The 24,083-nt window shown below is 53.3% G+C and carries 24 protein-coding genes; 17 read left to right on the top strand and 7 right to left on the bottom strand.

Annotated elements, in window-relative coordinates; genetic code table 11:
- Window positions 1–65: 65 nt before the first annotated feature.
- Window positions 66–1,279 (bottom strand): IS3 family transposase gene (locus ACO7SM_RS13205; protein WP_490467723.1). Its coding sequence is split into 2 segments (ribosomal slippage): window positions 66–937 and window positions 937–1,279, totalling 1,215 coding nucleotides; the frame shifts between segments, so codons are not numbered across the junction.
- Between the two features lie 162 nt (window positions 1,280–1,441).
- Between ACO7SM_RS13205 and pabC the strand changes: the two genes are divergently transcribed.
- The 7 genes from pabC to lpxM all read left to right on the top strand — a co-directional run bounded on the left by pabC (window position 1,442) and on the right by lpxM (window position 8,593).
- Window positions 1,442–2,251 (top strand): aminodeoxychorismate lyase, encoded by an 810-nt coding sequence (gene pabC / locus ACO7SM_RS13200; protein ID WP_490467920.1) that lies wholly within the window; start codon window positions 1,442–1,444, stop codon window positions 2,249–2,251.
- A 2-nt stretch (window positions 2,252–2,253) separates the two neighbouring features.
- The gene (yceG, locus tag ACO7SM_RS13195; protein WP_490467919.1) at window positions 2,254–3,276 is read left to right on the top strand and encodes a cell division protein YceG; all 1,023 of its coding nucleotides are present in this window, start codon (window positions 2,254–2,256) and stop codon (window positions 3,274–3,276) included.
- Window positions 3,266–3,907: a dTMP kinase gene (gene tmk / locus ACO7SM_RS13190; protein ID WP_490467918.1), complete on the top strand. Its 642-nt coding sequence runs from the start codon at window positions 3,266–3,268 to the stop codon at window positions 3,905–3,907. The genes yceG and tmk overlap by 11 nt, the downstream gene beginning before the upstream one ends.
- A complete protein-coding gene (holB, locus tag ACO7SM_RS13185; protein WP_490467917.1) occupies window positions 3,904–4,908 on the top strand; it encodes a DNA polymerase III subunit delta' in 1,005 nt (334 codons plus the stop codon). The genes tmk and holB overlap by 4 nt, the downstream gene beginning before the upstream one ends.
- Before the next feature lie 10 nt (window positions 4,909–4,918).
- Window positions 4,919–5,716: a metal-dependent hydrolase gene (locus ACO7SM_RS13180; RefSeq protein WP_490467916.1), complete on the top strand. Its 798-nt coding sequence runs from the start codon at window positions 4,919–4,921 to the stop codon at window positions 5,714–5,716.
- 294 nt (window positions 5,717–6,010) lie between these two features.
- Entirely contained in the window at window positions 6,011–7,444 is a 1,434-nt protein-coding gene (gene ptsG, locus ACO7SM_RS13175) for a PTS glucose transporter subunit IIBC (protein ID WP_162378877.1), read from the top strand.
- 177 nt (window positions 7,445–7,621) lie between these two features.
- Window positions 7,622–8,593 (top strand): lauroyl-Kdo(2)-lipid IV(A) myristoyltransferase, encoded by a 972-nt coding sequence (gene lpxM, locus ACO7SM_RS13170; protein ID WP_490467915.1) that lies wholly within the window; start codon window positions 7,622–7,624, stop codon window positions 8,591–8,593.
- A 48-nt stretch (window positions 8,594–8,641) separates the two neighbouring features.
- Here the strand turns inward: lpxM and pyk are convergent, their stop codons facing one another.
- Window positions 8,642–10,084, bottom strand: a complete 1,443-nt coding sequence (gene pyk, locus ACO7SM_RS13165) for a pyruvate kinase (RefSeq protein ID WP_490467914.1) — start codon at window positions 10,082–10,084, stop codon at window positions 8,642–8,644.
- Window positions 10,085–10,177: 93 nt separating this feature from the next.
- Window positions 10,178–11,047: a MurR/RpiR family transcriptional regulator gene (locus ACO7SM_RS13160; protein ID WP_490467913.1), complete on the bottom strand. Its 870-nt coding sequence runs from the start codon at window positions 11,045–11,047 to the stop codon at window positions 10,178–10,180.
- A gap of 355 nt (window positions 11,048–11,402) precedes the next feature.
- Between ACO7SM_RS13160 and zwf the strand changes: the two genes are divergently transcribed.
- The 3 genes from zwf (at window position 11,403) to kdgA (ending at window position 15,604) form a co-directional block, all read left to right on the top strand.
- On the top strand, window positions 11,403–12,878 hold the full coding sequence (gene zwf, locus ACO7SM_RS13155; RefSeq protein ID WP_490467912.1) for a glucose-6-phosphate dehydrogenase: 1,476 nt from the start codon (window positions 11,403–11,405) through the stop codon (window positions 12,876–12,878).
- A gap of 234 nt (window positions 12,879–13,112) precedes the next feature.
- The gene (gene edd, locus ACO7SM_RS13150; RefSeq protein WP_490467911.1) at window positions 13,113–14,924 is read left to right on the top strand and encodes a phosphogluconate dehydratase; all 1,812 of its coding nucleotides are present in this window, start codon (window positions 13,113–13,115) and stop codon (window positions 14,922–14,924) included.
- Window positions 14,925–14,962: 38 nt separating this feature from the next.
- On the top strand, window positions 14,963–15,604 hold the full coding sequence (gene kdgA / locus ACO7SM_RS13145; protein WP_162383794.1) for a bifunctional 4-hydroxy-2-oxoglutarate aldolase/2-dehydro-3-deoxy-phosphogluconate aldolase: 642 nt from the start codon (window positions 14,963–14,965) through the stop codon (window positions 15,602–15,604).
- Between the two features lie 61 nt (window positions 15,605–15,665).
- Here kdgA and purT read toward each other — a convergent pair whose 3' ends face one another.
- Window positions 15,666–16,844 carry a formate-dependent phosphoribosylglycinamide formyltransferase gene (gene purT / locus ACO7SM_RS13140; RefSeq protein ID WP_490467910.1) on the bottom strand — a complete coding sequence of 393 codons (1,179 nt, stop codon included), beginning with the start codon at window positions 16,842–16,844 and terminating at the stop codon, window positions 15,666–15,668.
- 131 nt (window positions 16,845–16,975) lie between these two features.
- On the opposite strand from purT, the gene yebG reads away from it, so the two are divergent.
- The 4 genes from yebG (at window position 16,976) to ptrB (ending at window position 20,591) form a co-directional block, all read left to right on the top strand.
- Window positions 16,976–17,266: a DNA damage-inducible protein YebG gene (gene yebG / locus ACO7SM_RS13135; RefSeq protein WP_490467909.1), complete on the top strand. Its 291-nt coding sequence runs from the start codon at window positions 16,976–16,978 to the stop codon at window positions 17,264–17,266.
- A gap of 65 nt (window positions 17,267–17,331) precedes the next feature.
- Entirely contained in the window at window positions 17,332–17,688 is a 357-nt protein-coding gene (gene yebF / locus ACO7SM_RS13130; protein WP_490467908.1) for a protein YebF, read from the top strand.
- 95 nt (window positions 17,689–17,783) lie between these two features.
- On the top strand, window positions 17,784–18,443 hold the full coding sequence (locus tag ACO7SM_RS13125; protein ID WP_490467907.1) for a tellurite resistance TerB family protein: 660 nt from the start codon (window positions 17,784–17,786) through the stop codon (window positions 18,441–18,443).
- A gap of 87 nt (window positions 18,444–18,530) precedes the next feature.
- On the top strand, window positions 18,531–20,591 hold the full coding sequence (gene ptrB, locus ACO7SM_RS13120; RefSeq protein ID WP_490470948.1) for an oligopeptidase B: 2,061 nt from the start codon (window positions 18,531–18,533) through the stop codon (window positions 20,589–20,591).
- Here the strand turns inward: ptrB and exoX are convergent.
- The 3 genes from exoX to ACO7SM_RS13105 form a co-directional block, all read right to left on the bottom strand.
- The gene (gene exoX, locus ACO7SM_RS13115; RefSeq protein ID WP_490467906.1) at window positions 20,588–21,250 is read right to left on the bottom strand and encodes an exodeoxyribonuclease X; all 663 of its coding nucleotides are present in this window, start codon (window positions 21,248–21,250) and stop codon (window positions 20,588–20,590) included. The two genes, ptrB and exoX, sit on opposite strands and share 4 nt — an antisense overlap.
- A 22-nt stretch (window positions 21,251–21,272) precedes the next feature.
- Window positions 21,273–21,929: a nitrilase-related carbon-nitrogen hydrolase gene (locus ACO7SM_RS13110; protein WP_490467905.1), complete on the bottom strand. Its 657-nt coding sequence runs from the start codon at window positions 21,927–21,929 to the stop codon at window positions 21,273–21,275.
- A gap of 106 nt (window positions 21,930–22,035) precedes the next feature.
- Window positions 22,036–22,266 (bottom strand): DNA polymerase III subunit theta, encoded by a 231-nt coding sequence (locus ACO7SM_RS13105; RefSeq protein WP_162383786.1) that lies wholly within the window; start codon window positions 22,264–22,266, stop codon window positions 22,036–22,038.
- Window positions 22,267–22,403: 137 nt separating this feature from the next.
- On the opposite strand from ACO7SM_RS13105, the gene yobA reads away from it, so the two are divergent.
- The 3 genes from yobA to ACO7SM_RS13090 are packed head-to-tail and all read left to right on the top strand — an operon-like array spanning window position 22,404 to window position 24,008.
- A complete protein-coding gene (gene yobA, locus ACO7SM_RS13100) occupies window positions 22,404–22,778 on the top strand; it encodes a CopC domain-containing protein YobA (RefSeq protein WP_490467904.1) in 375 nt (124 codons plus the stop codon).
- Window positions 22,779–22,780: 2 nt separating this feature from the next.
- The gene (gene copD, locus ACO7SM_RS13095) at window positions 22,781–23,653 is read left to right on the top strand and encodes a copper homeostasis membrane protein CopD (RefSeq protein WP_490467903.1); all 873 of its coding nucleotides are present in this window, start codon (window positions 22,781–22,783) and stop codon (window positions 23,651–23,653) included.
- Between the two features lie 16 nt (window positions 23,654–23,669).
- Entirely contained in the window at window positions 23,670–24,008 is a 339-nt protein-coding gene (locus ACO7SM_RS13090) for a YebY family protein (protein ID WP_490467902.1), read from the top strand.
- Window positions 24,009–24,083: the final 75 nt, after the last annotated feature.

The raw sequence follows: 24,083 nt of genomic DNA, 5'->3' as shown, positions 1-24,083 counted from the left end.
CTGTTCATTGCAAAGCACCGTTCGGTGATATGACTAGTCCTGATATAGGTTGACACTTTTCAGCCTTAAAACGCCTGATGAACTTCATCGGGCGTTTTGTATTTTAACGACAGATGGGGTCGCCGTGTGTTGTAAATCTCTACCGACTCCCTGACCATCTTTCTCGCCTGCTCAATATCTTCTGGCCTGACGAGAAGATATTCCATTTTTAATATCCCGTTTACCCGTTCCGCCAGCGCATTCTGATAGCAGTCATATCCATCCGTCATCGAGCAGATGACGCCGTAACGTTCATGCAGCGCCTGATATTCTGTTGAACAGTACTGGATACCCCGGTCTGAGTGATGTATCAGTGGGGCTGTTGTACGCCTGCTCACCAGTGCCATTTTGAGTGCGGTGGCCACATGCCGGGTATGCAGACTTTCATGTACATGATATCCCACTATTTTTCGCGACCAGACATCGGTTACCAGACTGACATACGCCGTTCCCTGACGCAGTGGAAGATACGTGATATCCGCGACCCATATCTGTTCCGGATGGCTGGCAACAACCTGATGTTCACCTGACTTCAATAAGTTAGGGTGACAATAAAAGCGATGATGGCTGTTCGTCGTTTTATGATAGGCCCGCTTCGGCATCACCAGTAAATGCGAGCAACGCAGTATCCGGAACAGACGGTCACGGCCAACATACAGCGCCGGGTCTGCTTGTTGTCGCAGCAGATAATGCAATTTACGCGTGCCCAGCCGGGGCTGTTGCAACCGGATGGTCGTCACCTGTTCAATGATGTTCCTGGCCTGAATTTCCCGGCCACGCTCACGCTGCAAAGACTGATACCATGCCTGCCGGCTAATCCCCAGGAACCGGCAGGCACGTGTTACTGTGAGTCCCGGCGTTTGTGTTTGCGTGATAAGACGTCCAACTGCTTTTTTGTCAGAGTCGCTCCGAACTCCGTATTCATAACTTTCACAACCGCTTCAAAAAACTGTGCTTTGATTTCTGATTCAGCGAGTTGCTGCTCGAGTTCTTTAATTCGCTGTTCGGGGGTGAGAGGCATTTTAGGCATGTTAACTCCGCATGCTCTGACAGGAGAGGAGGAACGCCAGTCGAGTTGACCATATTTGCGCAGCCATGCCATGACTGTGTAGCTACCCTGAATACCGTAGCGATCTTGCGCCTGGCGGTAAGTCATTTCACCTTTTTCGACCTGTTCAACAACGGCCAGTTTAAAGGATAGTGGGTAATCGCGTTGTGTGCGTTTAATGTATTGGTTCATCACATTCTCCTCAGTGTGCGAGTTAAATGTGTCAACGCTATTTAGGACGGGTCAATAAAAACAAAAAAGGCTCGCCACGGCGAGCCTTTTTTATTCCGTTTTCTTCCCTTGTCCTGCGTTATCCATCCTGCCAAACTATCCGACCATGCATAAGGAGCCACCATGTTCTTGATTAATGGCCGTGAGCAGGAAACCCTTGCCGCCAGTGACCGGGCGATACAATTCGGCGATGGTTGCTTCACCACGGCGCAAATCGTTGGGGGACGCGTCTCCCTGCTGAATGCGCACCTACAGCGTTTACAGAATGCCTGCGAGAAGCTCCTGATCCCTTTCGGTGAATGGGATCAGTTGCAACGAGAAATGGTGCAACTGGCCGTGGGTCATGAGCGTGGCGTATTGAAAGTGATCATCAGTCGTGGCAGCGGTGGCAGAGGGTATAGCGCTGCGAACTGCACGGCAGCCACCCGGCTTCTTTCAGTTTCTGCCTGGCCTGCCCATTATGATCGTTGGCATCGTGAAGGAATTACCCTGGCGCTAAGCCCGGTTCGTCTGGGACGGAATCCTTATCTCGCCGGCTTAAAACACCTGAACAGGCTGGAGCAGGTGCTAATCCGCTCTCATCTTGAGCAGACGAACGCGGATGAGGCGCTGGTTCTTGACAGTGAGGGATGGGTTACGGAATGCTGTGCCGCGAATCTGTTCTGGCGTATCGGAACCCGGGTGTATACCCCGCGTCTGGACCAGGCCGGAGTGAATGGCATTATGCGACAATTCTGTATTCGTATGTTGGCACAATCGCCTTTCGAGGTTGTCGAAGTGAATGCCAGAGAAGAGGAATTGATGCAGGCTGAAGAGATGGTCGTTTGCAACGCCCTGATGCCTGTGGTTCCCGTGCACGCCTGTGGTGACAGGCTGTTGTCTTCACGCACATTGTATGATTTTTTAGCCCCACGTTGTGAGCACCCGAATTAGCCATGAAAAAATTGTTATACGTTTTCCTTCTGATGCTGGTTGTGCTGGGCATTGCCGCTGGAGTGGGAATGTGGAAAGTTCGCCAACTGGCGGACAGCAAACTGTTAATCAAAGAAGAGACGGTCTTTAGCCTGAAGGCCGGGACGGGCCGCCTGGCGCTGGGGGAGCAGCTTTATGCTGATAAGGTCATCAACCGCCCTCGCGTGTTCCAGTGGTTATTGCGCATTGAGCCAGAGCTCTCACATTTTAAGGCGGGGACGTATCGACTCACGCCTGATATGACCGTCAGGGAGATGCTTATCCTGCTGGAAAGTGGGAAAGAGGCGCAGTTTCCGTTACGCCTGGTTGAAGGGATGCGGCTGAGTGATTACCTCAAACAGCTAAGAGACGCCCCTTATATCAAGCACACCCTGAGCAACGACAAGTATGAGACGGTCGCGCAGGCGCTGAAGCTGGAGAATCCTGAATGGGTGGAAGGTTGGTTCTGGCCAGATACCTGGATGTACACCGCCAACACAACCGACGTCGCGCTACTGAAGCGCGCCCATCAAAAGATGGTCAAAGCCGTTGAAGATGTCTGGAAAGAGCGGTCGGAAGGGTTACCCTATCAAGATCAGAATCAGCTGGTGACCATGGCCTCCATTATCGAAAAAGAGACGGCGGTTGCCAGTGAGCGTGACCAGGTGGCATCGGTGTTTATCAACCGTCTTCGTACGGGGATGCGTCTGCAGACCGATCCGACGGTTATCTATGGGATGGGGGAGCGCTATAATGGCAAACTTTCCCGTGCGGACCTGGAAACCCCGACCGCGTATAACACGTATACTATCTCAGGGTTGCCCCCAGGGCCGATTGCCATGCCCGGTGAGGCATCTTTAAAGGCTGCCGCACACCCGGCTAAAACCCCGTATCTCTATTTTGTGGCCGATGGCAAAGGCGGTCACACATTTAATACCAATCTTGCCGGCCATAACCGGTCAGTGCAGGACTACCTGAAAGCGCTTAAGGAAAAAAATGGGCAGTAATTACATCGTCATCGAAGGACTGGAAGGCGCGGGTAAAACCACGGCGCGAAATGTCGTGGTGGAGACGCTCGAGCAACTGGGTATTCGCGACATGGTTTTTACCCGTGAGCCTGGCGGTACGCAGCTTGCGGAAAAATTAAGAAGCCTGGTGCTGGACATCAAATCGGTCGGCGATGAAGTGATTACAGACAAAGCTGAAGTACTGATGTTTTATGCCGCCCGCGTGCAACTGGTGGAAACGGTGATCAAACCTGCGCTGGCTAAGGGAACCTGGGTGATTGGCGATCGCCACGATCTCTCCACCCAGGCGTACCAGGGCGGAGGTCGCGGTATCGACCAGCGGATGCTGGCGACGCTGCGTGACGCTGTACTGGGGGACTTTCGCCCGAATCTCACGCTCTATCTGGATGTCACCCCCGAAGTCGGTTTAAAACGCGCCCGCGCGCGTGGTGAGCTGGATCGCATTGAGCAGGAGTCTTTTGACTTCTTCAACCGAACCCGTGCCCGTTATCTGGAGCTGGCGGCGCAGGATGCCAGCATTCGCACGATTGATGCGACCCAGACGCTGGAAAAGGTCATGAGTGATATTCGCGCCACCGTCACCGAGTGGGTGAAGGAGCAGGGCGCATGAAATGGTACCCATGGTTACGACCGGACTTTGAAAAACTGGTAGCAAGCTATCAGTCGGGTCGTGGTCACCATGCGCTACTGATTCAGGCACTGCCTGGCATGGGCGACGATGCGCTGATTTATGCCCTGAACCGCTATCTGTTGTGTCAGCGCCCGGAAGGGCATAAAAGCTGCGGACACTGTCGGGGCTGCCAGTTGATGCAGGCTGGAACGCATCCGGATTACTACGCACTGATGCCCGAAAAAGGGAAGAGTACCCTTGGGGTTGACGCCGTCCGTGACATCAGCGAAAAACTGTACGAGCGCTCCCGTCTTGGCGGCGCGAAGGTAGTCTGGATCCCCGATGCGTCATTACTGACAGAGGCTGCCGCCAATGCGCTGTTAAAGACTCTGGAAGAGCCGCCGTCGCAAACCTGGTTCTTCCTCGCCTGTCGGGAACCCGCGCGATTACTGGCCACATTACGCAGCCGTTGCCGACTTCACCACCTGGCGCCCCCGGCAGAAAACTATGCCATTTCCTGGCTTGCACGAGAAGTGACAGCGTCACAAGAGGCGTTGCTCACGGCGCTGCGCCTGAGTGCGGGGTCTCCTGGCGCCGCCTTGACGCTGCTTCAGGAAGAGAGCTGGGCGCATCGCGGTGCGCTCTGCGAGGCGCTGGCTAACACTCTGCAGGCCAACGACTGGTACATCTTGCTCTCTGCTCTGAATCATGAGCAGGCGGCGACCCGTCTACACTGGCTGGCAACCTTACTGATGGATGCCCTGAAGTTCCGCCATGGTGCTTCGTACCTTACCAATGTGGATGTCCAGACGCTGGTTCCGCTGATAGCACAACGGTTATCGGCGGCCCATATTCAGGCAATCCTCAGCGATGTTTGCCATTGCCGCGAGCAACTTATCAATGTGGTCGGGGTAAACCGCGAACTGGTACTGACCGATCTCATTCTCCGTATTGAACATTATCTGCAACCGGGCATCGTGTTGCCCGTTTCCCATCTTTGAGAGAGACATTATGTTTTTAGTCGACTCACACTGCCATTTAGATGGCCTGGATTATCAATCTCTGCATAAGGACGTGGATGACGTGCTGGCGAAAGCCGCCGCACGTGATGTGAAATTTTGCCTGGCGGTGGCAACAACGCTGCCGGGGTATCGTGGAATGCGTGAACTGGTCGGTGACCGCGACAATGTGGTTTTTTCTTGCGGCGTACATCCGTTAAATCAGGATGAAACGTATGATGTCGAAGAGCTACGTCGCTTCGCCGCAGAAGAGGGCGTTGTCGCGATGGGAGAAACCGGGCTGGATTATTTCTACACGCCGGAAACGAAAGTGCGTCAGCAGGAATCTTTCATTCACCATATCCAGATTGGCCGTGAGCTGAATAAGCCGGTCATTGTCCATACCCGCGATGCACGCGCTGACACGCTGGCAATTTTACGCCAGGAAAAGGTGACGGATTGCGGTGGCGTACTACACTGTTTTACAGAGGACAGAGAAACGGCGGGTAAGTTACTGGATCTCGGATTTTATATCTCTTTTTCCGGTATCGTGACGTTTCGTAATGCTGAGCAGTTGCGTGATGCTGCTCGCTATGTGCCGCTGGACAGGCTGTTAGTGGAAACGGATTCGCCATATCTTGCTCCGGTGCCGCATCGTGGTAAAGAGAACCAGCCCGCGATGGTTCGCGATGTTGCAGAGTATATGGCTGTTTTAAAAGGTGTTGCCGTTGAAGAACTGGCGCAGGTAACCACCGATAACTTCTCCCGCCTGTTCCATATCGACGCGTCTCGCCTGCAATCCATCGGCTAACAGAGTTTTTTTTAAGCTCGTAATTAATACGCAAAGCGCGTAGAGTTCACCGCCACAAAATGGGCGGTGAATGGTCAGTTTGAAACATTCAGATACGTGTATCGACAGTATTTGACGATATTGACATGGGCTACAGCTGAAACGTGATAGCCGTCAAACAAAATTGATCTGAATTATTTTACTCTGTGTAATAAATAAAAGGGCACTTAGATGTCCTGTCCACGGCGGGGTTCTCCCCCCTCGCCAATGCGTGAGAACGTAGAAAGCACAAAATACTCAGGAGCACTCTCAATTATGTTTAAGAATGCATTTGCTAACCTGCAAAAGGTCGGTAAATCGCTGATGCTACCGGTATCCGTACTGCCTATCGCAGGTATCCTGCTGGGCGTCGGTTCCGCAAACTTCAGCTGGCTGCCAGCCGTAGTTTCACACGTAATGGCGGAAGCAGGCGGTTCTGTTTTTGCCAATATGCCACTGATCTTTGCTATCGGTGTTGCACTCGGTTTTACTAACAACGACGGCGTATCGGCGCTGGCCTCGGTGGTTGCTTACGGCATCATGGTGAAAACCATGGCTGTGGTAGCGCCGCTGGTTCTGCATTTACCTGCTGAAGAAATCGCAGCAAAACACCTGGCGGATACCGGTGTTCTCGGGGGGATTATCTCCGGTGCGATTGCAGCGTATATGTTCAACCGCTTCTACCGTATCAAGCTGCCTGAGTATCTGGGCTTCTTCGCCGGTAAACGCTTTGTTCCTATTATTTCGGGTCTGGCTGCCATCTTCACCGGTGTCATCCTGTCCTTCATTTGGCCGCCGATCGGTACTGCTATTCAGACGTTCTCTCAATGGGCTGCCTATCAGAACCCGGTGGTTGCGTTCGGTATCTACGGCTTCGTTGAACGCTGCCTGGTGCCATTCGGTCTGCACCACATCTGGAACGTTCCTTTCCAGATGCAAATTGGTGAATACACCAACGCAGCGGGTCAGGTGTTCCACGGCGATATTCCGCGTTATATGGCGGGTGACCCGACTGCAGGTAAACTGTCTGGCGGCTTCCTGTTCAAAATGTACGGTCTGCCGGCGGCTGCGATTGCAATCTGGCATTCTGCTAAACCAGAAAACCGCGCGAAAGTGGGCGGTATCATGATCTCCGCAGCGTTGACCTCGTTCCTGACCGGTATTACCGAGCCGATCGAGTTCTCCTTCATGTTCGTTGCGCCGATCCTGTACGTGATTCATGCGATTCTGGCTGGTCTGGCGTTCCCGATCTGTATCCTGCTGGGTATGCGTGACGGTACTTCCTTCTCTCACGGTCTGATTGACTTCATCGTGCTGAGCGGTAACAGCAGCAAGCTGTGGCTGTTCCCGATTGTGGGTGCTGGTTATGCGATTGTTTACTACACCATTTTCCGTGTACTGATCAAAGCGCTGGATCTGAAAACGCCGGGTCGTGAAGATGCCACCGAAGACAGCAAAGCTGGCGCGACCAGTGAAATGGCTCCGGCTCTGATTGCGGCATTTGGCGGTAAAGATAACATCACCAACCTCGATGCCTGTATCACGCGTCTGCGTGTCAGCGTTGCGGATGTGACGAAAGTGGATCAGGCTGGCCTGAAGAAACTGGGTGCTGCAGGTGTTGTCGTGGCAGGCTCTGGTGTTCAGGCAATTTTCGGTACTAAATCCGATAACCTGAAAACTGAAATGGATGAATACATCCGTAGCCACTAAGCCGTAAGATGTTGGGGAGAACTAAGGCAGCCTTATGGCTGCCTTTTTTACGTCTGACGAAAAAAAGAGAGACTGACGTCCGCGAAGGCGGATTTTTACTTTGTGTGGGGCACGGCGCGCCGCTACACTATCAGCAGATCGACTTTTCGCATTCGCGTCATCAGACACTGGAAAAGCATGGAAACGAAAAAAAATAACATTGAGTACATCCCTGAATTTGAAAAATCATTTCGGCACCCTCGCTATTGGGGAGCCTGGCTGGGCGTCGCCGCGATGGCGGGCATTGCGCTAACGCCAGCGTCAATTCGCGATCCGCTATTAGCCAAACTGGGTCGTTTTGCCGGACGTTTGGGGAAGAGTTCTCGTCGTCGTGCGCTGATCAATTTGTCGCTTTGCTTCCCACAGCGCAGCGAAGCCGAGCGTGAGGCGATTGTCGATGAGATGTTCGAGACAGCGCCTCAGGCAATGGCCATGATGGCCGAGCTGGCGATGCGAGGCCCTGAAAAAGTGCAGAAACGCATCGACTGGCAGGGGCTGGAAATTATCGAAGAACTGCGCCGCAACAACGAGAAAGTGATCTTTCTGGTGCCGCACGGGTGGGGTGTTGATATCCCGGCGATGCTGATGGCATCACAAGGGCAGAAAATGGCGGCCATGTTCCATAATCAGGGCAACCCGGTATTTGACTACGTCTGGAACACCGTACGCCGCCGCTTCGGTGGTCGTTTGCACGCCCGTAATGACGGCATTAAGCCGTTTATCCAGTCAGTTCGCCAGGGATATTGGGGATACTATCTGCCGGATCAGGATCACGGTGCGGAACACAGTGAGTTTGTTGATTTCTTTGCGACATATAAAGCAACCTTGCCGGCTATCGGTCGCTTGATGAAAGTGTGCCGCGCCCGCGTGGTTCCGCTGTTCCCTGTCTATGATGGCAAAACACACCGGTTAACGATTCTGGTGCGCCCGCCGATGGACGATCTCCTGACCGCGGATGACAACACCATCGCCAGAAGAATGAACGAAGAGGTGGAAATCTTCGTGGGGCCGCATCCTGAACAATACACCTGGATCTTAAAACTGCTGAAGACGCGTAAACCGGGTGAAATTCAGCCGTATAAGCGTAAAGATCTTTATCCCATCAAATAAAAAAAAGCCTCTCGTCAGAGAGGCTTTTTACTTTCCGGCGTCGGGAAATTACTCGACGGTCAGAATACGGGTGGTGTTGGTCGAGCCGATGGTGCTCATCACGTCGCCCTGGGTGACGATCACCAGATCGCCGGACACCAGATAGCCTTTGTCACGCAGCAAATTAACCGCTTCGCTCGCTGCCACAACGCCGTCTGCCGCGCTGTCGAAGTGTACCGGCGTAACGCCACGATACAACGAGGTCAGGTTCAGCGTGCGCTCATGACGAGACATTGCGAAAATCGGCAGACCCGAACTGATACGCGAGGTCATCAGTGCAGTACGCCCGGATTCGGTCATGGCGATAATGGCCGTTACCCCTTTCAGGTGGTTTGCGGCATACATTGCCGACATGGCAATGGCTTCTTCGACATTATCGAACTGCACGTCGAGGCGGTGTTTAGAGACGTTAATGCTGGGGATTTTTTCTGCACCCAGACATACGCGTGCCATCGCGGCTACCGTTTCAGCCGGATACTGACCGGCGGCGGTTTCCGCTGACAGCATCACGGCGTCGGTGCCATCCAGCACGGCGTTGGCTACGTCCATAACTTCTGCACGGGTCGGCATCGGGTTGGTTATCATCGACTCCATCATCTGGGTGGCGGTAATCACCGCACGGTTCAGTTGACGGGCGCGACGAATCAGGGCCTTCTGAATACCGACCAGCTCTGGATCGCCAATTTCAACGCCCAGATCGCCGCGAGCCACCATTACAACGTCGGAAGCCAGAATGATGTCATCCATCGCATTCTGGTCGCAAACGGCTTCGGCACGTTCGACTTTGGCGACAATTTTTGCATCGCAGCCAGCATCGCGTGCGAGGCGACGCGCATAGTTCAGATCTTCGCCGCAGCGCGGGAAGGAGACGGCCAGATAATCAACGCCGATTTGCGCGGCAGTGACGATATCCGCTTTGTCTTTTTCGGTCAGCGCTTCGGCAGAGAGGCCACCACCGAGTTTGTTGATGCCTTTGTTGTTGGAGAGTGGGCCGCCGACGGTCACTTCGGTAAAGACTTTCATGCCCTGAACTTCGAGGACTTTGAGCTGTACGCGACCATCGTCCAGTAACAGGATATCGCCAGGAACCACATCAGCGGGCAGGCCTTTGTAATCGATACCGACTTTTTCTTTATCGCCTTCGCCTTTCCCCAGGTTTGCGTCTAACAGGAATTTATCGCCGATATTCAGGAATACTTTGCCTTCTTTGAAGGTCGATACGCGAATTTTTGGTCCCTGGAGATCGCCCAGGATAGCTACATGACGCCCCAGTTTTGCGGCAATCTCACGAACTTTATCAGCGCGTATTTTGTGATCTTCTGGCGATCCGTGAGAGAAGTTCATTCGTACGACGTTCGCACCCGCAGCGATAATTTTCTCAAGGTTGTTATCGCGATCAGTTGCCGGGCCTAACGTGGTAACGATTTTGGTTCTGCGAAGCCTTCTGGACATGTAATACTCCGTTGACTGAAACAACTTGGTGTTGCGTGAACATTGATCCGGATATAACGCCGGATGACGAAAAGAGTGTGCTTGTTTTTGCTTTTAGCGGTCATCGCTCCTTATGAGCAGTTCTTTATCAAAACGCGATTCCTTAAGCGCTTCCTTGACGCGCTTCAAGTTATCTCTGAATTTTGCCCCGCGACGCAAAGTAAATCCGGTTGCCAGCACATCTATCACGGTCAGTTGAGCAAGTCGAGAGACCATAGGCATATAAATGTCAGTATCTTCCGGTACATCAAGTGTAATCGCTAATGTGGCCTCGCGCGCCAGTGGCGTTCCGGCAGAGGTCAGTGCAATCACCATCGCATCGTTTTCTCGCGCCAGTTGCGCCAACTCCACCAGACTTTTGGTTCTGCCCGTGTGCGAAATGAGCACAACCACGTCGTCATCGCTACAATTCATACAGCTCATGCGTTGCAGGACAACATCATCGGAGTATATGACCGGAACGTTGAAGCGGAAAAATTTGTTCATGGCGTCATGTGCCACGGCGGCGGAAGAACCCAGGCCGAAGAAGGAAATTTTCTTCGCTTGCGTCAGCAGGTCGACCGCGCGATTCACCGCAGATTTATCCAGCGACTGGCGGACATGGTCGAGACTGGCCATCGCGGATTCGAAGATTTTTCCCGTGTAGGACTCAACGCTGTCATCTTCATCCACATTGCGATTAACATAGGGCGTGCCATTTGCCAGACTTTGCGCCAGATGCAGTTTAAAATCAGGAAAGCCACGCGTGTCCATGCTGCGACAGAAGCGGTTTACGGTCGGCTCACTGACATTCGCTTCCAGAGCCAGCGTCGCAATACTCGAGTGGATGGCCTGGTCAGGAGAAGCAAGAATAACATCGGCGACTTTGCGTTCTGACTTGCTCAGATGTTCCAGTTTTACCTGGATTTTTTCCAGCATATTCATGATGTAGAAAACTCATGGTGACGACGATTTCTGAGATACAGGAAATCGAGAGGCAATTTTGTTAGATATTACCCCCGGGTGCCCATTAAGGGGGCAAAATGGATAGAATAGTTGTTGTTTTTTTTCATTACATGATCGGCGTCTGATTTTAGCTGTCGGCTACGTGTGTGAAAACGACGACTTTTTTATCCGTTTTGTGGCTGAACATGCCGCAAAATGCCTGACAAGCCGGGATCGCACCGGTGGATAAGTGTTTACGGTTTCCGGAATCACGTAAAAGCAGTACAGTGCACTGTAATAAAATTACAACTATAACCTGGCAGAAGTACCAGGATAGTTAACTGAGGAGAATGACATGGCGGTAACGCAAACAGCCCAGGCATGTGACCTGGTCATTTTCGGCGCGAAAGGCGACCTGGCGCGTCGTAAATTGCTGCCTTCCCTGTATCAACTGGAAAAAGCCGGTCAGATAAACCCGGATACCCGCATTATTGGGGTTGGTCGTGCTGACTGGGATAAAGAAGCCTACACGAAGGTGGTACGCGAAGCGCTCGAAACCTTCATGAAGGAAAAAATTGATGAAGGTTTGTGGGATACCCTGAGTGGTCGCCTGGATTTCTGCAATCTGGATGTCAACGATACCGCGGCCTTTTCCCGTCTGGGGGAGATGCTGGATCAAAAAGCGCGCACCACCATTAACTATTTTGCGATGCCGCCCAGCACCTTTGGCGCTATCTGCAAAGGGTTAGGCGAAGCGAAGCTGAATGCTAAGCCTGCGCGAGTGGTCATGGAAAAACCGCTCGGCACATCACTGGCCACCTCCCGTGAAATCAACGACCAGGTGGGTAACTATTTTGATGAGCGTCAGGTTTACCGTATTGACCACTATCTTGGCAAAGAGACTGTTCTGAACTTACTGGCGCTGCGTTTTGCCAACTCCCTGTTTGTGAATAACTGGGACAATCGCACCATCGATCACGTGGAAATCACCGTGGCGGAAGAGGTGGGTATTGAAGGTCGCTGGGGCTACTTTGACCAGGCCGGTCAGATGCGCGACATGATCCAGAACCACCTGCTGCAAATTCTGTGCATGATCGCCATGTCACCGCCGTCCGATCTGAGCGCTGACAGTATTCGCGATGAAAAAGTGAAAGTGCTGAAATCGTTGCGTCGTATCGACCGTTCGAACGTCCGTGAAAAAACGGTTCGTGGTCAGTACACCACCGGTTTCGCGCAAGGTAAAAAAGTGCCCGGTTATCTGGAAGAAGAGGGGGCGAATAAGAGCAGCAATACCGAAACGTTCGTCGCCATTCGTGTCGATATCGATAACTGGCGCTGGGCGGGCGTGCCGTTTTACCTGCGTACCGGCAAACGACTGCCGACCAAATGTTCTGAAGTGGTCGTCTACTTCAAAACGCCGGAGCTCAACCTGTTCACAGAGTCCTGGCAGGATCTGCCGCAGAACAAATTGACGATCCGTCTGCAGCCGGATGAAGGTGTGGATATCCAGGTGCTCAATAAAGTTCCGGGTCTGGATCATAAACATAACCTGCAGATCACCAAGCTGGATCTGAGCTACTCCGAAACGTTCAACCAGACGCATCTGGCGGATGCCTATGAACGTTTGCTGCTGGAAACCATGCGGGGCATTCAGGCGCTGTTTGTTCGTCGTGACGAAGTGGAAGAAGCATGGAAATGGGTCGACTCCATCACCGAAGCCTGGGCGATGGATAACGACGCGCCGAAGCCTTATCAGGCGGGGACGTGGGGGCCGGTTGCTTCAGTGGCGATGATCACCCGTGATGGCCGTTCCTGGAACGAATTTGAATAAAACTTCATCTACCACGACGGCGTTATTTTACCGGTAACATGATCTAACACAGATTGTAGAATAATTTTTGCACTTTTAAGCCCCGCGTGGATTCACCCGCGGGGCTTTTTTTATTACACTGACTGAAACGATTTTGCCCCTGAGCTACGGCTAACCGGCGTTTCAGCATTGTTTAACCCTGATGAAACACATTGGTAATCCTGCGGCCCGGACAGATAAATTTTAGGAGCCTCTATGAATCCGAATTTGTTACGCGTAACACAACGTATTATCGAACGTTCTCACAAGACACGTTCTGCCTACCTTGCTCGTATTGAGCAGGCGAAAACGTCGACGGTTCACCGCTCCCAACTGGCGTGCGGAAACCTGGCGCACGGATTTGCGGCGTGCCAACCCGACGATAAAGCGTCGCTGAAAAGCATGTTGCGTAACAATATCGCGATCATTACCTCCTATAACGACATGCTGTCTGCGCATCAGCCTTATGAGCATTATCCTGATATTATCCGCAAAGCGCTGCACACGGCGAATGCGATAGGCCAGGTGGCAGGTGGCGTGCCTGCGATGTGCGATGGTGTGACCCAGGGCCAGGACGGAATGGAGCTGTCACTCCTGAGTCGCGAAGTGATTGCCATGTCGGCGGCGGTCGGGCTGTCGCACAACATGTTCGATGGGGCGTTATTCCTCGGCGTGTGCGACAAAATCGTCCCGGGGCTGGCGATGGCGGCGCTCTCGTTTGGTCATCTGCCGTCTATTTTTGTGCCGTCTGGCCCAATGGCCAGTGGCCTGCCAAATAAAGAAAAAGTCCGTATTCGCCAGCTTTATGCCGAAGGAAAGGTTGACCGTATGGCGCTGCTGGAATCCGAAGCCGCTTCTTACCATGCGCCAGGTACCTGCACGTTTTACGGCACCGCCAACACCAACCAAATGGTGGTGGAGTTTATGGGGATGCAATTACCGGGCTCCTCTTTTGTGCATCCCGATGCGCCGCTGCGTGAAGCGCTGACCGAGGCGGCAGCCCGTCAGGTGACACGTTTGACCGGCAACGGCAACGAATGGATGCCAGTCGGCAAAATGATTGACGAAAAAGTGGTGGTCAACGGGATTGTCGCGCTGCTCGCAACGGGCGGTTCAACCAACCACACCATGCACCTGGTGGCGATGGCGCGCGCCGCGGGTATTGTTATCAACTGGGATGACTTCTCCGACCTTTCCGATATCGTCCCGCTGATGGCTCGCCTCTACCCGAATGGCCCGGCGGATATTAACCACTTCCAGGCGGCGGGCGGGGTGCCTGTCCTGATGCGTGAACTGCTGAACGCGGGCTTGCTGCATGAAGATGTCAACACCGTGGCGGGCTTTGGTTTGTCTCGTTATACCCTGGAACCGTGGCTGAACAATGGCGAACTGGACTGGCGTGAAGGGGCGGCGAAGTCGCTTGATAGCAATGTTATCGCCACCTTTGATAAGCCGTTCTCGCACCACGGCGGGACGAAAGTGCTGAGCGGCAACCTGGGACGTGCAGTGATGAAAACCTCTGCGGTACCGGTTGAAAACCAGGTAATTGAAGCGCCAGCCATTGTCTTTGAGAGCCAGCACGACGTATTACCGGCATTTGAGGCTGGATTATTGGATCGTGATTGCGTAGTGGTTGTGCGCCATCAGGGACCAAAAGCGAACGGAATGCCAGAATTGCACAAACTGATGCCGCCACTTGGTGTATTATTGGACCGTTGTTTCAAAATTGCGTTAGTTACCGATGGACGGCTTTCCGGTGCTTCAGGTAAAGTGCCTTCTGCAATCCATGTTACGCCGGAAGCTTACGATGGCGGGTTACTGGCGAAAGTGCGCGATGGCGACATCATTCGTGTGAACGGACAGACAGGTGAGCTGACGTTGCTGGTCGATGAAGCGGAACTTGCCGCTCGCCAGCCTCACATCCCGGATCTGAGCTCATCAAGAGTAGGGACAGGGCGTGAGATGTTCAGCGCGTTGCGCGAAAAACTCTCCGGTGCGGAGCAGGGCGCAACCTGTATCACTTTTTAAAACGAATAATTTTGTAATCAGTCGAGAGAAAAACTCTGATGAAAAACTGGAAAACAAGTGCGGAAGCAATCCTGACCACTGGCCCGGTTGTCCCGGTTATCGTGGTAAATAAACTGGAACACGCGGTGCCGATGGCAAAAGCGCTGGTTGCAGGTGGTGTGCGTGTTCTGGAAGTGACCTTACGTACCGCATGTGCGATGGATGCTATCCGCGCAATTGCCAAAGAAGTACCTGACGCGATTATCGGTGCGGGTACCGTACTGAACCCGCAGCAACTGGCGGAAGTCACTGAAGCTGGCGCGCAGTTCGCTATCAGCCCGGGCCTGACTGAGCCTCTGCTGAAAGCGGCGACCGAAGGGACGATCCCGTTGATCCCGGGTATCAGCACCGTTTCTGAACTGATGCTGGGTATGGACTACGGTCTGAAAGAGTTCAAATTCTTCCCGGCGGAAGCCAACGGCGGCACCAAAGCGCTGCAGGCAATTGCGGGTCCGTTCTCTCAGGTGCGTTTCTGCCCGACTGGCGGTATCTCTCCGGCTAACTACCGTGATTACCTGGCGCTGAAAAGCGTGCTGTGTATCGGGGGTTCCTGGCTGGTTCCGGCTGACGCGCTGGAAGCGGGTGATTACGACCGTATTACTCAACTGGCTCGCGAAGCGGTAGAAGGCGCGAAACAGTAAGTGAATGAAAGGCCCGGTGGTATACCGGGCGTTGACATAACGGGCCATTAGGCCCGTTTTTTTATGCGTTGACTTTTATCTGAGCGGCGGCGTCTTTCGCGCGAGCGATGGCCTCTTCAACGCTCACGCCGGTTGCCAGCGCGACGCCTAAGCGACGGGTGCCGTCGATCTCTGGTTTGCCAAAGAATCGAACCTGCAGACCGGCGCCAACCGCCGCCTGTACATTCTCAAACGTCACATTCTGGCTGGTGAGTTGTGGCAGGACAACGGCCGAGGCGGCAGGGCCATACTGGCGAATCGCGCCAACGGGCAGGCCGAGGAAGGCGCGCACGTGCAACGCAAATTCCGACAGATCCTGAGAGATCATTGTCACCATCCCGGTGTCGTGTGGACGGGGGGACACTTCGCTGAAAATAACCTCGTCGCCGCAAACAAACAGTTCGACACCAAATAAGCCGTGGCCGCCTAACGCCAGCACCACTTTACGGGCAATTTCCTGCGCCCGCTCAAGGGCCAGCGGCGTCATTTGCTGTGGCTGCCAGGATTCGCGGTAATCGCCATCTTCCTGACGGTGGCCGACGGGGGCGCAAAAATGGACACCATCAACGGCGCTGATGGTCAGCAGCGTAATTTCAAAATCGAAATTCACCACCCCTTCGACGATCACCCGGCCCGCACCGGCGCGCCCGCCTTGTTGCGCATACTCCCAGGCCTGCGCCAGTTGTCCGGCAGAGCGAATAAAACTTTGCCCTTTGCCTGAAGAACTCATCACCGGCTTAACGATACAGGGAATACCAATCTCTGCCACGGCGTCACGGAAGGTGGCTTCACTGTCCGCAAAGCGGAACGAGGAGGTCGGTAACGCCAGTTCTTCCGCTGCCAGCCGACGGATCCCCTCACGGTTCATGGTCAGTTGGGTCGCCCGGGCGCAGGGGACGACATTCAGCCCTTCCTGCTCCAGTTTCACCAGCATATCGGTGGCGATCGCTTCAATTTCCGGCACGATATAATGCGGTTTTTCCAGTTCAACCACGCGGCGCAATGCGTCGCCATCCAGCATGTTGATGACATGCGAACGGTGAGCAACGTGCATTGCTGGCGCGTCGGGATAACGATCGACGGAGATCACTTCGACGCCCAAACGCTGGCATTCAATCGCCACTTCCTTACCCAGTTCGCCTGAACCTAACAACATCACCCGCGTCGCTGCCGGACGCAGCGCTGTGCCTAATAACGTCATAAACATATCCCCTGATTTATCCGGGCGCAGTATATACGAAAACGTTTGCGTCTGTCTTTATTGCCAGGTTGATTTCAATGCCGAAAAGTAATATACTGTACAAAAATACAGGTATATTGAGAGGCTGCAAAATGGCGGTTGAAGTTAAATACGTAGTCATTCGGGAAGGTGAGGAGAAGATGTCTTTTACCAGCAAAAAGGAAGCCGATGCATACGACAAAATGCTCGATACAGCAGATTTGCTCGACATGTGGCTTGAACAGTCTCCGGTCGCCCTGGAGGATCAACAACGCGAAGCGCTGTCTCTCTGGCTGGCTGAACAGAAGGATGTGCTGAGTACGATCCTGAAAACCGGCAAATTACCTTCTCCACAGGCCGTCGATAACGCGGCGTCCTCAGAGGAAGATACCCAGGCTGCCTGAATCTGACTTGCGCTCCTGACGTTTTGTACCATGCTTTTCCTGAATCATGTGCTAAGGAGAAAAGTATGAATAAGAGAGGAGCGCTGTTGAGCCTGCTGTTGTTATCCGCCAGCGTATCGGCCTTCGCCGCCAATAATCCCGACAGCAAATCGGTGACGTTTCCGAAGTGTGAAGGTCTGGATGCTGACGGTATCGCCGCGAGCGTAAAGCGTGATTATCAGCAAAACCGCATTGTGCGCTGGACTGATGATCAAAAAACGCTGGGGCAAATCGATCCGGTGGTATGGGTAAATGCGCAGGACATTGTGGGCAAAGAGGGTAAATGGTCAGTGCCGCTGACCGCGCGCGGTAAAAGCGCCGATCTTCACTATCAGGTGAGCGTCGATTGTGGCGCAGGAAAGGCGGAGTACCAATTGCGCTAATCACCGAATTTGCGCATCTTTTGCGGATATAGACACTTCCTGACATCCCCTCGGGTACGCTTGGACGACAAATCGTCTGTACTTGAGGGGGCTACATGGCTAACTGGCTGAACCAATTACAATCTCTTCTCGGGCAAAAAGGGTCTTCGTCATCGTCTTCTGGTGATCAGGGGCTCAGTAAACTGCTGGTGCCTGGTGCGTTAGGCGGCCTGGCGGGGTTACTGGTCGCCAATAAATCGTCTCGCAAACTACTGACCAAATACGGCACCAGCGCGTTGCTGGTGGGCGGCGGCGCTGTCGCCGGCACGGTGTTATGGAATAAGTACAAAGATAAAGTCCGTACGGCGCATCAGGATGAACCGCAGTTTGGCACACAGTGCACACCGCTTGACGTGCGTACCGAACGACTGATTCTGGCGCTGGTCTTTGCGGCGAAAAGCGACGGACATATCGATGCGAAAGAGCGGGTGGCTATTGAACAGCAACTGCGAGAAGCCGGTGTGGAAGAGCAGGGACGCAGACTCATTGAGCACGCCATTGAACAACCGCTCGACCCGCAGCGGCTGGCGCAGGGGATCCGTAATGAAGAAGAGGCGCTGGAAATTTACTTCCTGAGCTGTGCGGCAATCGATATTGACCACTTTATGGAGCGCAGCTACCTCAACGCGCTGGGCGATGCCCTGAAGATCCCGCAGGACGTCCGGGAAGATATTGAGCGGGATTTACAACAACAAAAACAGGCGTTACCGGGTTAATCTACCTTGTGACGTCGCATGTTTCGCTTGCATTGCGCGTAACTTTTGCCACACCTTATAGAGTGTATATTGCAAAAGAACAACGACATGCTACCAAAAGCGCACAAAATTCCTCACGCCATGACCGTGCATGGCGACACCCGTATCGACAACTACTACTGGCTGCGCGACGACTCCCGTGCGCAGCCTGATGTACTGGATTATCTGCATCAGGAAAATGCTTACGGCCACAAGGTCATGGCTTCTCAACAGGCGCTGCAAGAGCGTGTGTTAAAAGAAATTATCGACAGGATCCCCCCTCAGGACGTCTCTGCGCCTTACATTAAGAATGGCTACCGCTACCGGCATCTTTATGAGCCGGGGGGCGAATACGCCATTTACCAGCGACAATCCGCGTTCGCTGAAGAGTGGGATGAATGGGAGACGTTGCTGGACGGCAACCAGCGCGCGGCACACAGCGAGTTTTATACGCTGGGCGGGCTTGCGATTTCCCCCGACAACACCCTTATGGCGCTGGCAGAAGATTATCTTTCCCGCCGCCAGTATGGGATCCGCTTTCGCAACCTGGAAACCGGCAACTGGTATCCGGAACTGCTGGACAATGTTGAGCCGGAACTGGTGTGGGCGAATGATTCACAGACCTTCTATTACGTGCGTAAACACGCCGTCACGCTGCTGCCGTACCAGGTGTGGTGTCACAGCGTTGGAACGCCGACATCCAGCGATGAACTGGTCTACGAAGAACAAGACGATATGTTTTATGTCAGTCTGCATAAAACGACGTCCCGGCATTATGTGGTGATCCAACTCGCCAGCGCGACGACCAGTGAAGTACGCCTGATCGACGCTGAGCTTGCCGACGCTGAACCGTTTGTGTTTTTGCCGCGCCGTAAAGATCATGAATACAGCCTCGATCACTACCAACATGCGTTTTATCTGCGTTCAAATCGGCAGGGTAAAAATTTTGGGCTGTACCGCACGCGTGTTCGTGATGAAAACGCCTGGGAAACGCTGATCCCGCCGCGAGAGGCCATCATGCTGGAAGGGTTCACGCTTTTCACCGACTGGCTGGTGGTGGAAGAACGTCAGCGCGGGTTGACCAGTCTGCGGCAAATAAACCGTAAAACAGGTGAAGTGGTGGGGATAGCGTTTGACGATCCGGCCTATGTGAGTTGGATTGCCTACAACCCGGAACCGGAAACCTCACGCCTGCGCTATGGCTACTCGTCGATGACGACGCCGGATTCGTTATTTGAACTGGATATGGATACCGGTGAACGACGGGTGCTTAAACAGACCAGTGTGCCTGGATTTGACGCGGCGAACTATCGCAGCGAACACGTGTGGGTAACTGCCCGTGACGGCACCGAGGTGCCGGTTTCACTGGTTTACCATCAAAAGCATTTTCGCAGACATCATAACCCGCTGCTGGTGTATGGCTATGGTTCCTACGGCGCCAGTATGGATGCTGATTTCAGCAGCAGTCGACTAAGTCTGCTGGATCGGGGCTTTGTCTACGCCATCGCGCATGTGCGCGGCGGCGGTGAACTGGGGCAACAGTGGTATGAAGACGGTAAGTTTCTGAAAAAAGAAAATACCTTCAACGACTATCTGGACGCCTGTGACGCCTTAGTCAATCTGGGGTACGGTTCGCCTTCATTGTGCTATGGCATGGGGGGAAGCGCAGGGGGAATGCTGATGGGCGTTGCGATTAATGAGCGGCCTGAACTTTTTCACGGCGTGATTGCGCAGGTTCCGTTTGTGGATGTGGTCACCACCATGCTCGACGAGTCGATCCCGTTGACCACCGGAGAGTTTGAAGAGTGGGGCAACCCGCAGGATCCTGAATATTACGCTTACATGAAGCGCTACAGCCCTTACGATAACGTCCGCGCGCAGGGCTACCCGCATCTTCTGGTCACCACCGGCCTGCATGATTCCCAGGTGCAGTACTGGGAGCCTGCCAAATGGGTGGCAAAACTGCGGGAACTCAAAACCGACGAGCGCCTGCTGCTGCTGTGTACGGACATGGATTCCGGCCATGGCGGTAAGTCAGGACGCTTTAAATCGTATGAAGGCGTGGCGCTGGAATTCGCTTTCCTGATTGCGCTGGCACAGGGGACTCTGCCCGGACAGGCCGACGTTTAAGCGTTATCCAGATAGTGTTTTAGCGTTAAACGCAGTTCCGGGCTCATGCTGTCAAGATTGTTGAACAACCAACGCAGATAGCCCGGATCGCGTTGCGCCACTTCAGAAACCGCTTTACCGCGATACTTGCCAAACGTAAAGGTGGTGAGAAGCGCAGGGCGACCGGTGATGTCGGCCATCTGTTCTGCCGACCAGCCTGAGGTGTTGATAATATCGATGAGCAGAGCCGCCGTGATGTAACAGTCATACAGCGCGCGGTGATGGTGAAGCCCCGGCGGTGTCTGCACGCTCAGCTTGCGTGATTTATACAGCGCCATGTTGCTGTATTTAATTCCCGGCCATAACCGACGGGAGAGTTTCATGGTGCAGATCCACTCGCCGGGCATCTCCGGCAAAACGCGACGGTCAAAACTGGCGTTATGCGCGACGTACCATTCACTCCCGTGATAGAGCGGAATAATGTCTTCAATCCACGGTTTGTCAGCCACCATGGCCTCGGTAATGCGGTGGATAGCCATCGCCTGCGGGCTAATGGGGCGGTCAGGACGCACCAGATGGCTCATGGGATTCACTATTTTGCCGTCTACGACGTCAACTGACGCGATCTCAACAATTCCACCCTGCAGGCCACAGGTTTCTGTATCTATAATGCGCAACATGGGAGGCTCCTGACCAAAACGCTTAGCGAAGTGGAATGATATCACCTTGCCAGCCCCGTGCGGTACGCTGACCTGTTAACAATAACGAACCGCGGTCAGCACGGACGATAAGCTGACCGCTTTCGTCCCATAATGCGCTGCTTCCACGCGCATTTGCCATCAAAACGGCAATCGCGAATTGATGCGAAAAGCGCTGTAATCGGGAGGTGGAAGCCTGCAGGTTAGGTTCACTCACGCTTTGACCGGTGGTGAATAGCGAAAACGCCGGATCCATATCCATGCCTTCAGGTTGCTCGTCGACAACGTTGATGGTCTTTAGATGCCGGGCAATACAGGCGCCATGGCTTTGATGAAAGGTTAACGGCGAAGAGAGCCAGGGACTAAACACCGCAATACCTTTAACGAAACGGGAGTGATGCTCCACCGGCAAACCAGTGATGATCGTCATGCGGTAGGTGGCGGCGGCGTGAGTTAAAGGCTGTAATAACGCGCTGTCGGGCGGAGCGGGCAGCGAATCATCCTGATCGGTGCATCCCAGCAGCGACAAGGAAGGAAAGACCAGCAGTTCACATCGATGACTGGCGGCTTTCTCAATAAATTTCAGGTGGTGCGCAACGTGTTCCGCCAGGCTGGTTTGTAGGGGTTCGTACTGTGCTGCGGCGATTTTCCAGTGTGACATAATGACTTCCTTTTCATAGTGTCTACAATCATCCTTAAACCAGGGCTTAAGAATGCTCTTATACTGTAGCAATTGTCATGTAAGGAAGTGTAACGTTATATAAGCTTTATTTAACTTTAGGCTCGTAAGGTAAACGTGAAAGCGAAACGGAGGCCAGACGGTGTGCGATCAGCCGTTCGCGAAACCATCCGCGTAAATGTTCTGGTTGCTCGCGCTCGACAACTTCGGCAACGACCGGCATGTTGTAGCGCTCTTTAAACGCCACACCCGCAGCGGCCAGGTCGACGTTGACCTTATCCATTTCAGCCTGTTCAAGTAGGGCCAGATTTGTTTTCATGCGCTTCTCCTCATCAAGTGCGCGCAAAAGTTACTAACTCCCAGGCGCAATGGCAAGCCACAATTGATGATTCTCGACTCAATCATTATTGAAGGTTATTCTCATAGGGTTAGACATAACAAAAAGGAATATTTGATATGGTTTTTGCTGCACCATCGCTGCGTTATGCATTTATCTTTCTTCTCTCAACGCTGATTGCTCCTGCCGCCTGGGCCCATGCGCATTTGACACACCAGTATCCTGCCGCGAATGCTGTGGTTGACTCGACTTTGCAAACCATTACGCTGAATTTTTCTGAAGGTATTGAACCGGGGTTCAGCGGGATAACGGTAACGGGATCAAAACAGGACATCATTAAAACGCAAAAAGCGAAGCGCAACGAACAGGATCAAAAACAACTGGTCGTCCCGCTTGACCAGCCTCTGAGCCCGGGAACTTACACGGTGGACTGGCATGTCGTCTCGGTGGACGGGCATAAAACCAAAGGGCAATACACCTTTAGCGTGAAGTGACTATGCTGACATTCATCTGGATAGCGCTCAGATTTATCCATTTTACCGCTCTGATGCTGGTGTTCGGCTGTGCGTTGTATAGCGCATGGCTGGCGCCGTTTTCGATACGCCGTTTGATGGCGCGCCGTTTCCTGCGTCTGCAAAAACATGCCGCGACGTGGAGTTTTATCAGCGCTGGGCTGATGTTTATGGTTCAGGGCGGAATCATGGGCTCCGGCTGGCCGGATGTCTTTTCCGTCCCCGTGTGGGGCGCGGTCTTGCAAACGCAATTTGGCGGCGTCTGGCTATGGCAGATTATCCTGGCCTTCGTCACGCTGGGTGTGGTGCTGATTGTGCCGCGTAATTTGCCGCGTTTGCTGCTGATCCTTACGCTGGGCCAACTGCTTTTCCTCGCAGGCGTAGGGCATGCCGCCGTACATCACGGCGTGCTGGGTGGGCTGGTAAAAACAAACTACGCCCTGCACCTGATCTGCGCGGCGGCCTGGTTTGGCGGGCTGCTGCCCGTTATCTACTGTATGCGCATCGCAAGAAGCCGTTGGCGCGAACAGGCCATTGACACCATGATGCGTTTTTCCCGTTATGGGCACGCGTTTGTGGCGGGCGTATTACTGACCGGTATCTTTAATCTCTTGTTTATTACCGGATTTACCGCGCCATGGCATACCGCGTACGGGCAGTTACTGGTGCTAAAAATTGCGCTGGTATTGCTAATGGTGGCAATTGCGCTGACGAATCGGTATGTTCTCGTACCACGGATGCGTGAAGAAAATCACCGCGCAAATCTTTGGTTTATCTGGATGACTCAAATTGAATGGGGAATTGGGGGCGTCGTGTTGGCCATTGTCAGCCTGTTTGCGACCCTGGAACCTTTCTGATGGACAGGCAAAACGTATGAAAAAAATGATTCTTTCTCTGCTGCTACTGGCAAGTTCAGGAGCAGCATTGGCAGCTCCTCAGGTGATCACCGTAAGCCGCTTTGAAGTTGGTAAAGATAAGTGGGCCTTTAACCGTGAAGAAGTGATGCTGACGTGTCGGGCGGGGAATGCCTTGTATGTGATCAACCCCAGCACGCTGGTGCAATACCCGCTCAATGATATCGCGCAGCAGCAGGTAAGCAGCGGAAAAACCAATGCTCAGCCGATTACCATTATTCAGATTGACGATCCTGCGAAGCCTGGCGAAAAAATGAGCCTGGCGCCGTTTATCGAAAGAGCAGAAAAACTCTGTTAATTGTCAGAAATATCTTTCTGATTTCCAATAAAAAACCGCAAGTTTCTCGCAGAAGAACTTGCGGTTTTTACGTTG

It is taken from the genome of Citrobacter sp. LJND-P06, from assembly GCF_058188415.1.
Note: the sequence above shows the minus strand (reverse complement) of the source record. Positions and strands in the feature narration are given on the sequence as shown.

What these genes read in the sequence shown, in the direction of transcription:
- pabC (WP_490467920.1), top strand. Translation starts at nt 1,442, where the DNA reads ATGTTCTTGATTAATGGCCGTGAGCAGGAAACCCTTGCCGCCAGTGAC.
- yceG (WP_490467919.1), top strand. Translation starts at nt 2,254, where the DNA reads ATGAAAAAATTGTTATACGTTTTCCTTCTGATGCTGGTTGTGCTGGGC.
- tmk (WP_490467918.1), top strand. Translation starts at nt 3,266, where the DNA reads ATGGGCAGTAATTACATCGTCATCGAAGGACTGGAAGGCGCGGGTAAA.
- holB (WP_490467917.1), top strand. Translation starts at nt 3,904, where the DNA reads ATGAAATGGTACCCATGGTTACGACCGGACTTTGAAAAACTGGTAGCA.
- ACO7SM_RS13180 (WP_490467916.1), top strand. Translation starts at nt 4,919, where the DNA reads ATGTTTTTAGTCGACTCACACTGCCATTTAGATGGCCTGGATTATCAA.
- ptsG (WP_162378877.1), top strand. Translation starts at nt 6,011, where the DNA reads ATGTTTAAGAATGCATTTGCTAACCTGCAAAAGGTCGGTAAATCGCTG.
- lpxM (WP_490467915.1), top strand. Translation starts at nt 7,622, where the DNA reads ATGGAAACGAAAAAAAATAACATTGAGTACATCCCTGAATTTGAAAAA.
- pyk (WP_490467914.1), bottom strand. Translation starts at nt 10,084, where the DNA reads ATGTCCAGAAGGCTTCGCAGAACCAAAATCGTTACCACGTTAGGCCCG.
- ACO7SM_RS13160 (WP_490467913.1), bottom strand. Translation starts at nt 11,047, where the DNA reads ATGAATATGCTGGAAAAAATCCAGGTAAAACTGGAACATCTGAGCAAG.
- zwf (WP_490467912.1), top strand. Translation starts at nt 11,403, where the DNA reads ATGGCGGTAACGCAAACAGCCCAGGCATGTGACCTGGTCATTTTCGGC.
- edd (WP_490467911.1), top strand. Translation starts at nt 13,113, where the DNA reads ATGAATCCGAATTTGTTACGCGTAACACAACGTATTATCGAACGTTCT.
- kdgA (WP_162383794.1), top strand. Translation starts at nt 14,963, where the DNA reads ATGAAAAACTGGAAAACAAGTGCGGAAGCAATCCTGACCACTGGCCCG.
- purT (WP_490467910.1), bottom strand. Translation starts at nt 16,844, where the DNA reads ATGACGTTATTAGGCACAGCGCTGCGTCCGGCAGCGACGCGGGTGATG.
- yebG (WP_490467909.1), top strand. Translation starts at nt 16,976, where the DNA reads ATGGCGGTTGAAGTTAAATACGTAGTCATTCGGGAAGGTGAGGAGAAG.
- yebF (WP_490467908.1), top strand. Translation starts at nt 17,332, where the DNA reads ATGAATAAGAGAGGAGCGCTGTTGAGCCTGCTGTTGTTATCCGCCAGC.
- ACO7SM_RS13125 (WP_490467907.1), top strand. Translation starts at nt 17,784, where the DNA reads ATGGCTAACTGGCTGAACCAATTACAATCTCTTCTCGGGCAAAAAGGG.
- ptrB (WP_490470948.1), top strand. Translation starts at nt 18,531, where the DNA reads ATGCTACCAAAAGCGCACAAAATTCCTCACGCCATGACCGTGCATGGC.
- exoX (WP_490467906.1), bottom strand. Translation starts at nt 21,250, where the DNA reads ATGTTGCGCATTATAGATACAGAAACCTGTGGCCTGCAGGGTGGAATT.
- ACO7SM_RS13110 (WP_490467905.1), bottom strand. Translation starts at nt 21,929, where the DNA reads ATGTCACACTGGAAAATCGCCGCAGCACAGTACGAACCCCTACAAACC.
- ACO7SM_RS13105 (WP_162383786.1), bottom strand. Translation starts at nt 22,266, where the DNA reads ATGAAAACAAATCTGGCCCTACTTGAACAGGCTGAAATGGATAAGGTC.
- yobA (WP_490467904.1), top strand. Translation starts at nt 22,404, where the DNA reads ATGGTTTTTGCTGCACCATCGCTGCGTTATGCATTTATCTTTCTTCTC.
- copD (WP_490467903.1), top strand. Translation starts at nt 22,781, where the DNA reads ATGCTGACATTCATCTGGATAGCGCTCAGATTTATCCATTTTACCGCT.
- ACO7SM_RS13090 (WP_490467902.1), top strand. Translation starts at nt 23,670, where the DNA reads ATGAAAAAAATGATTCTTTCTCTGCTGCTACTGGCAAGTTCAGGAGCA.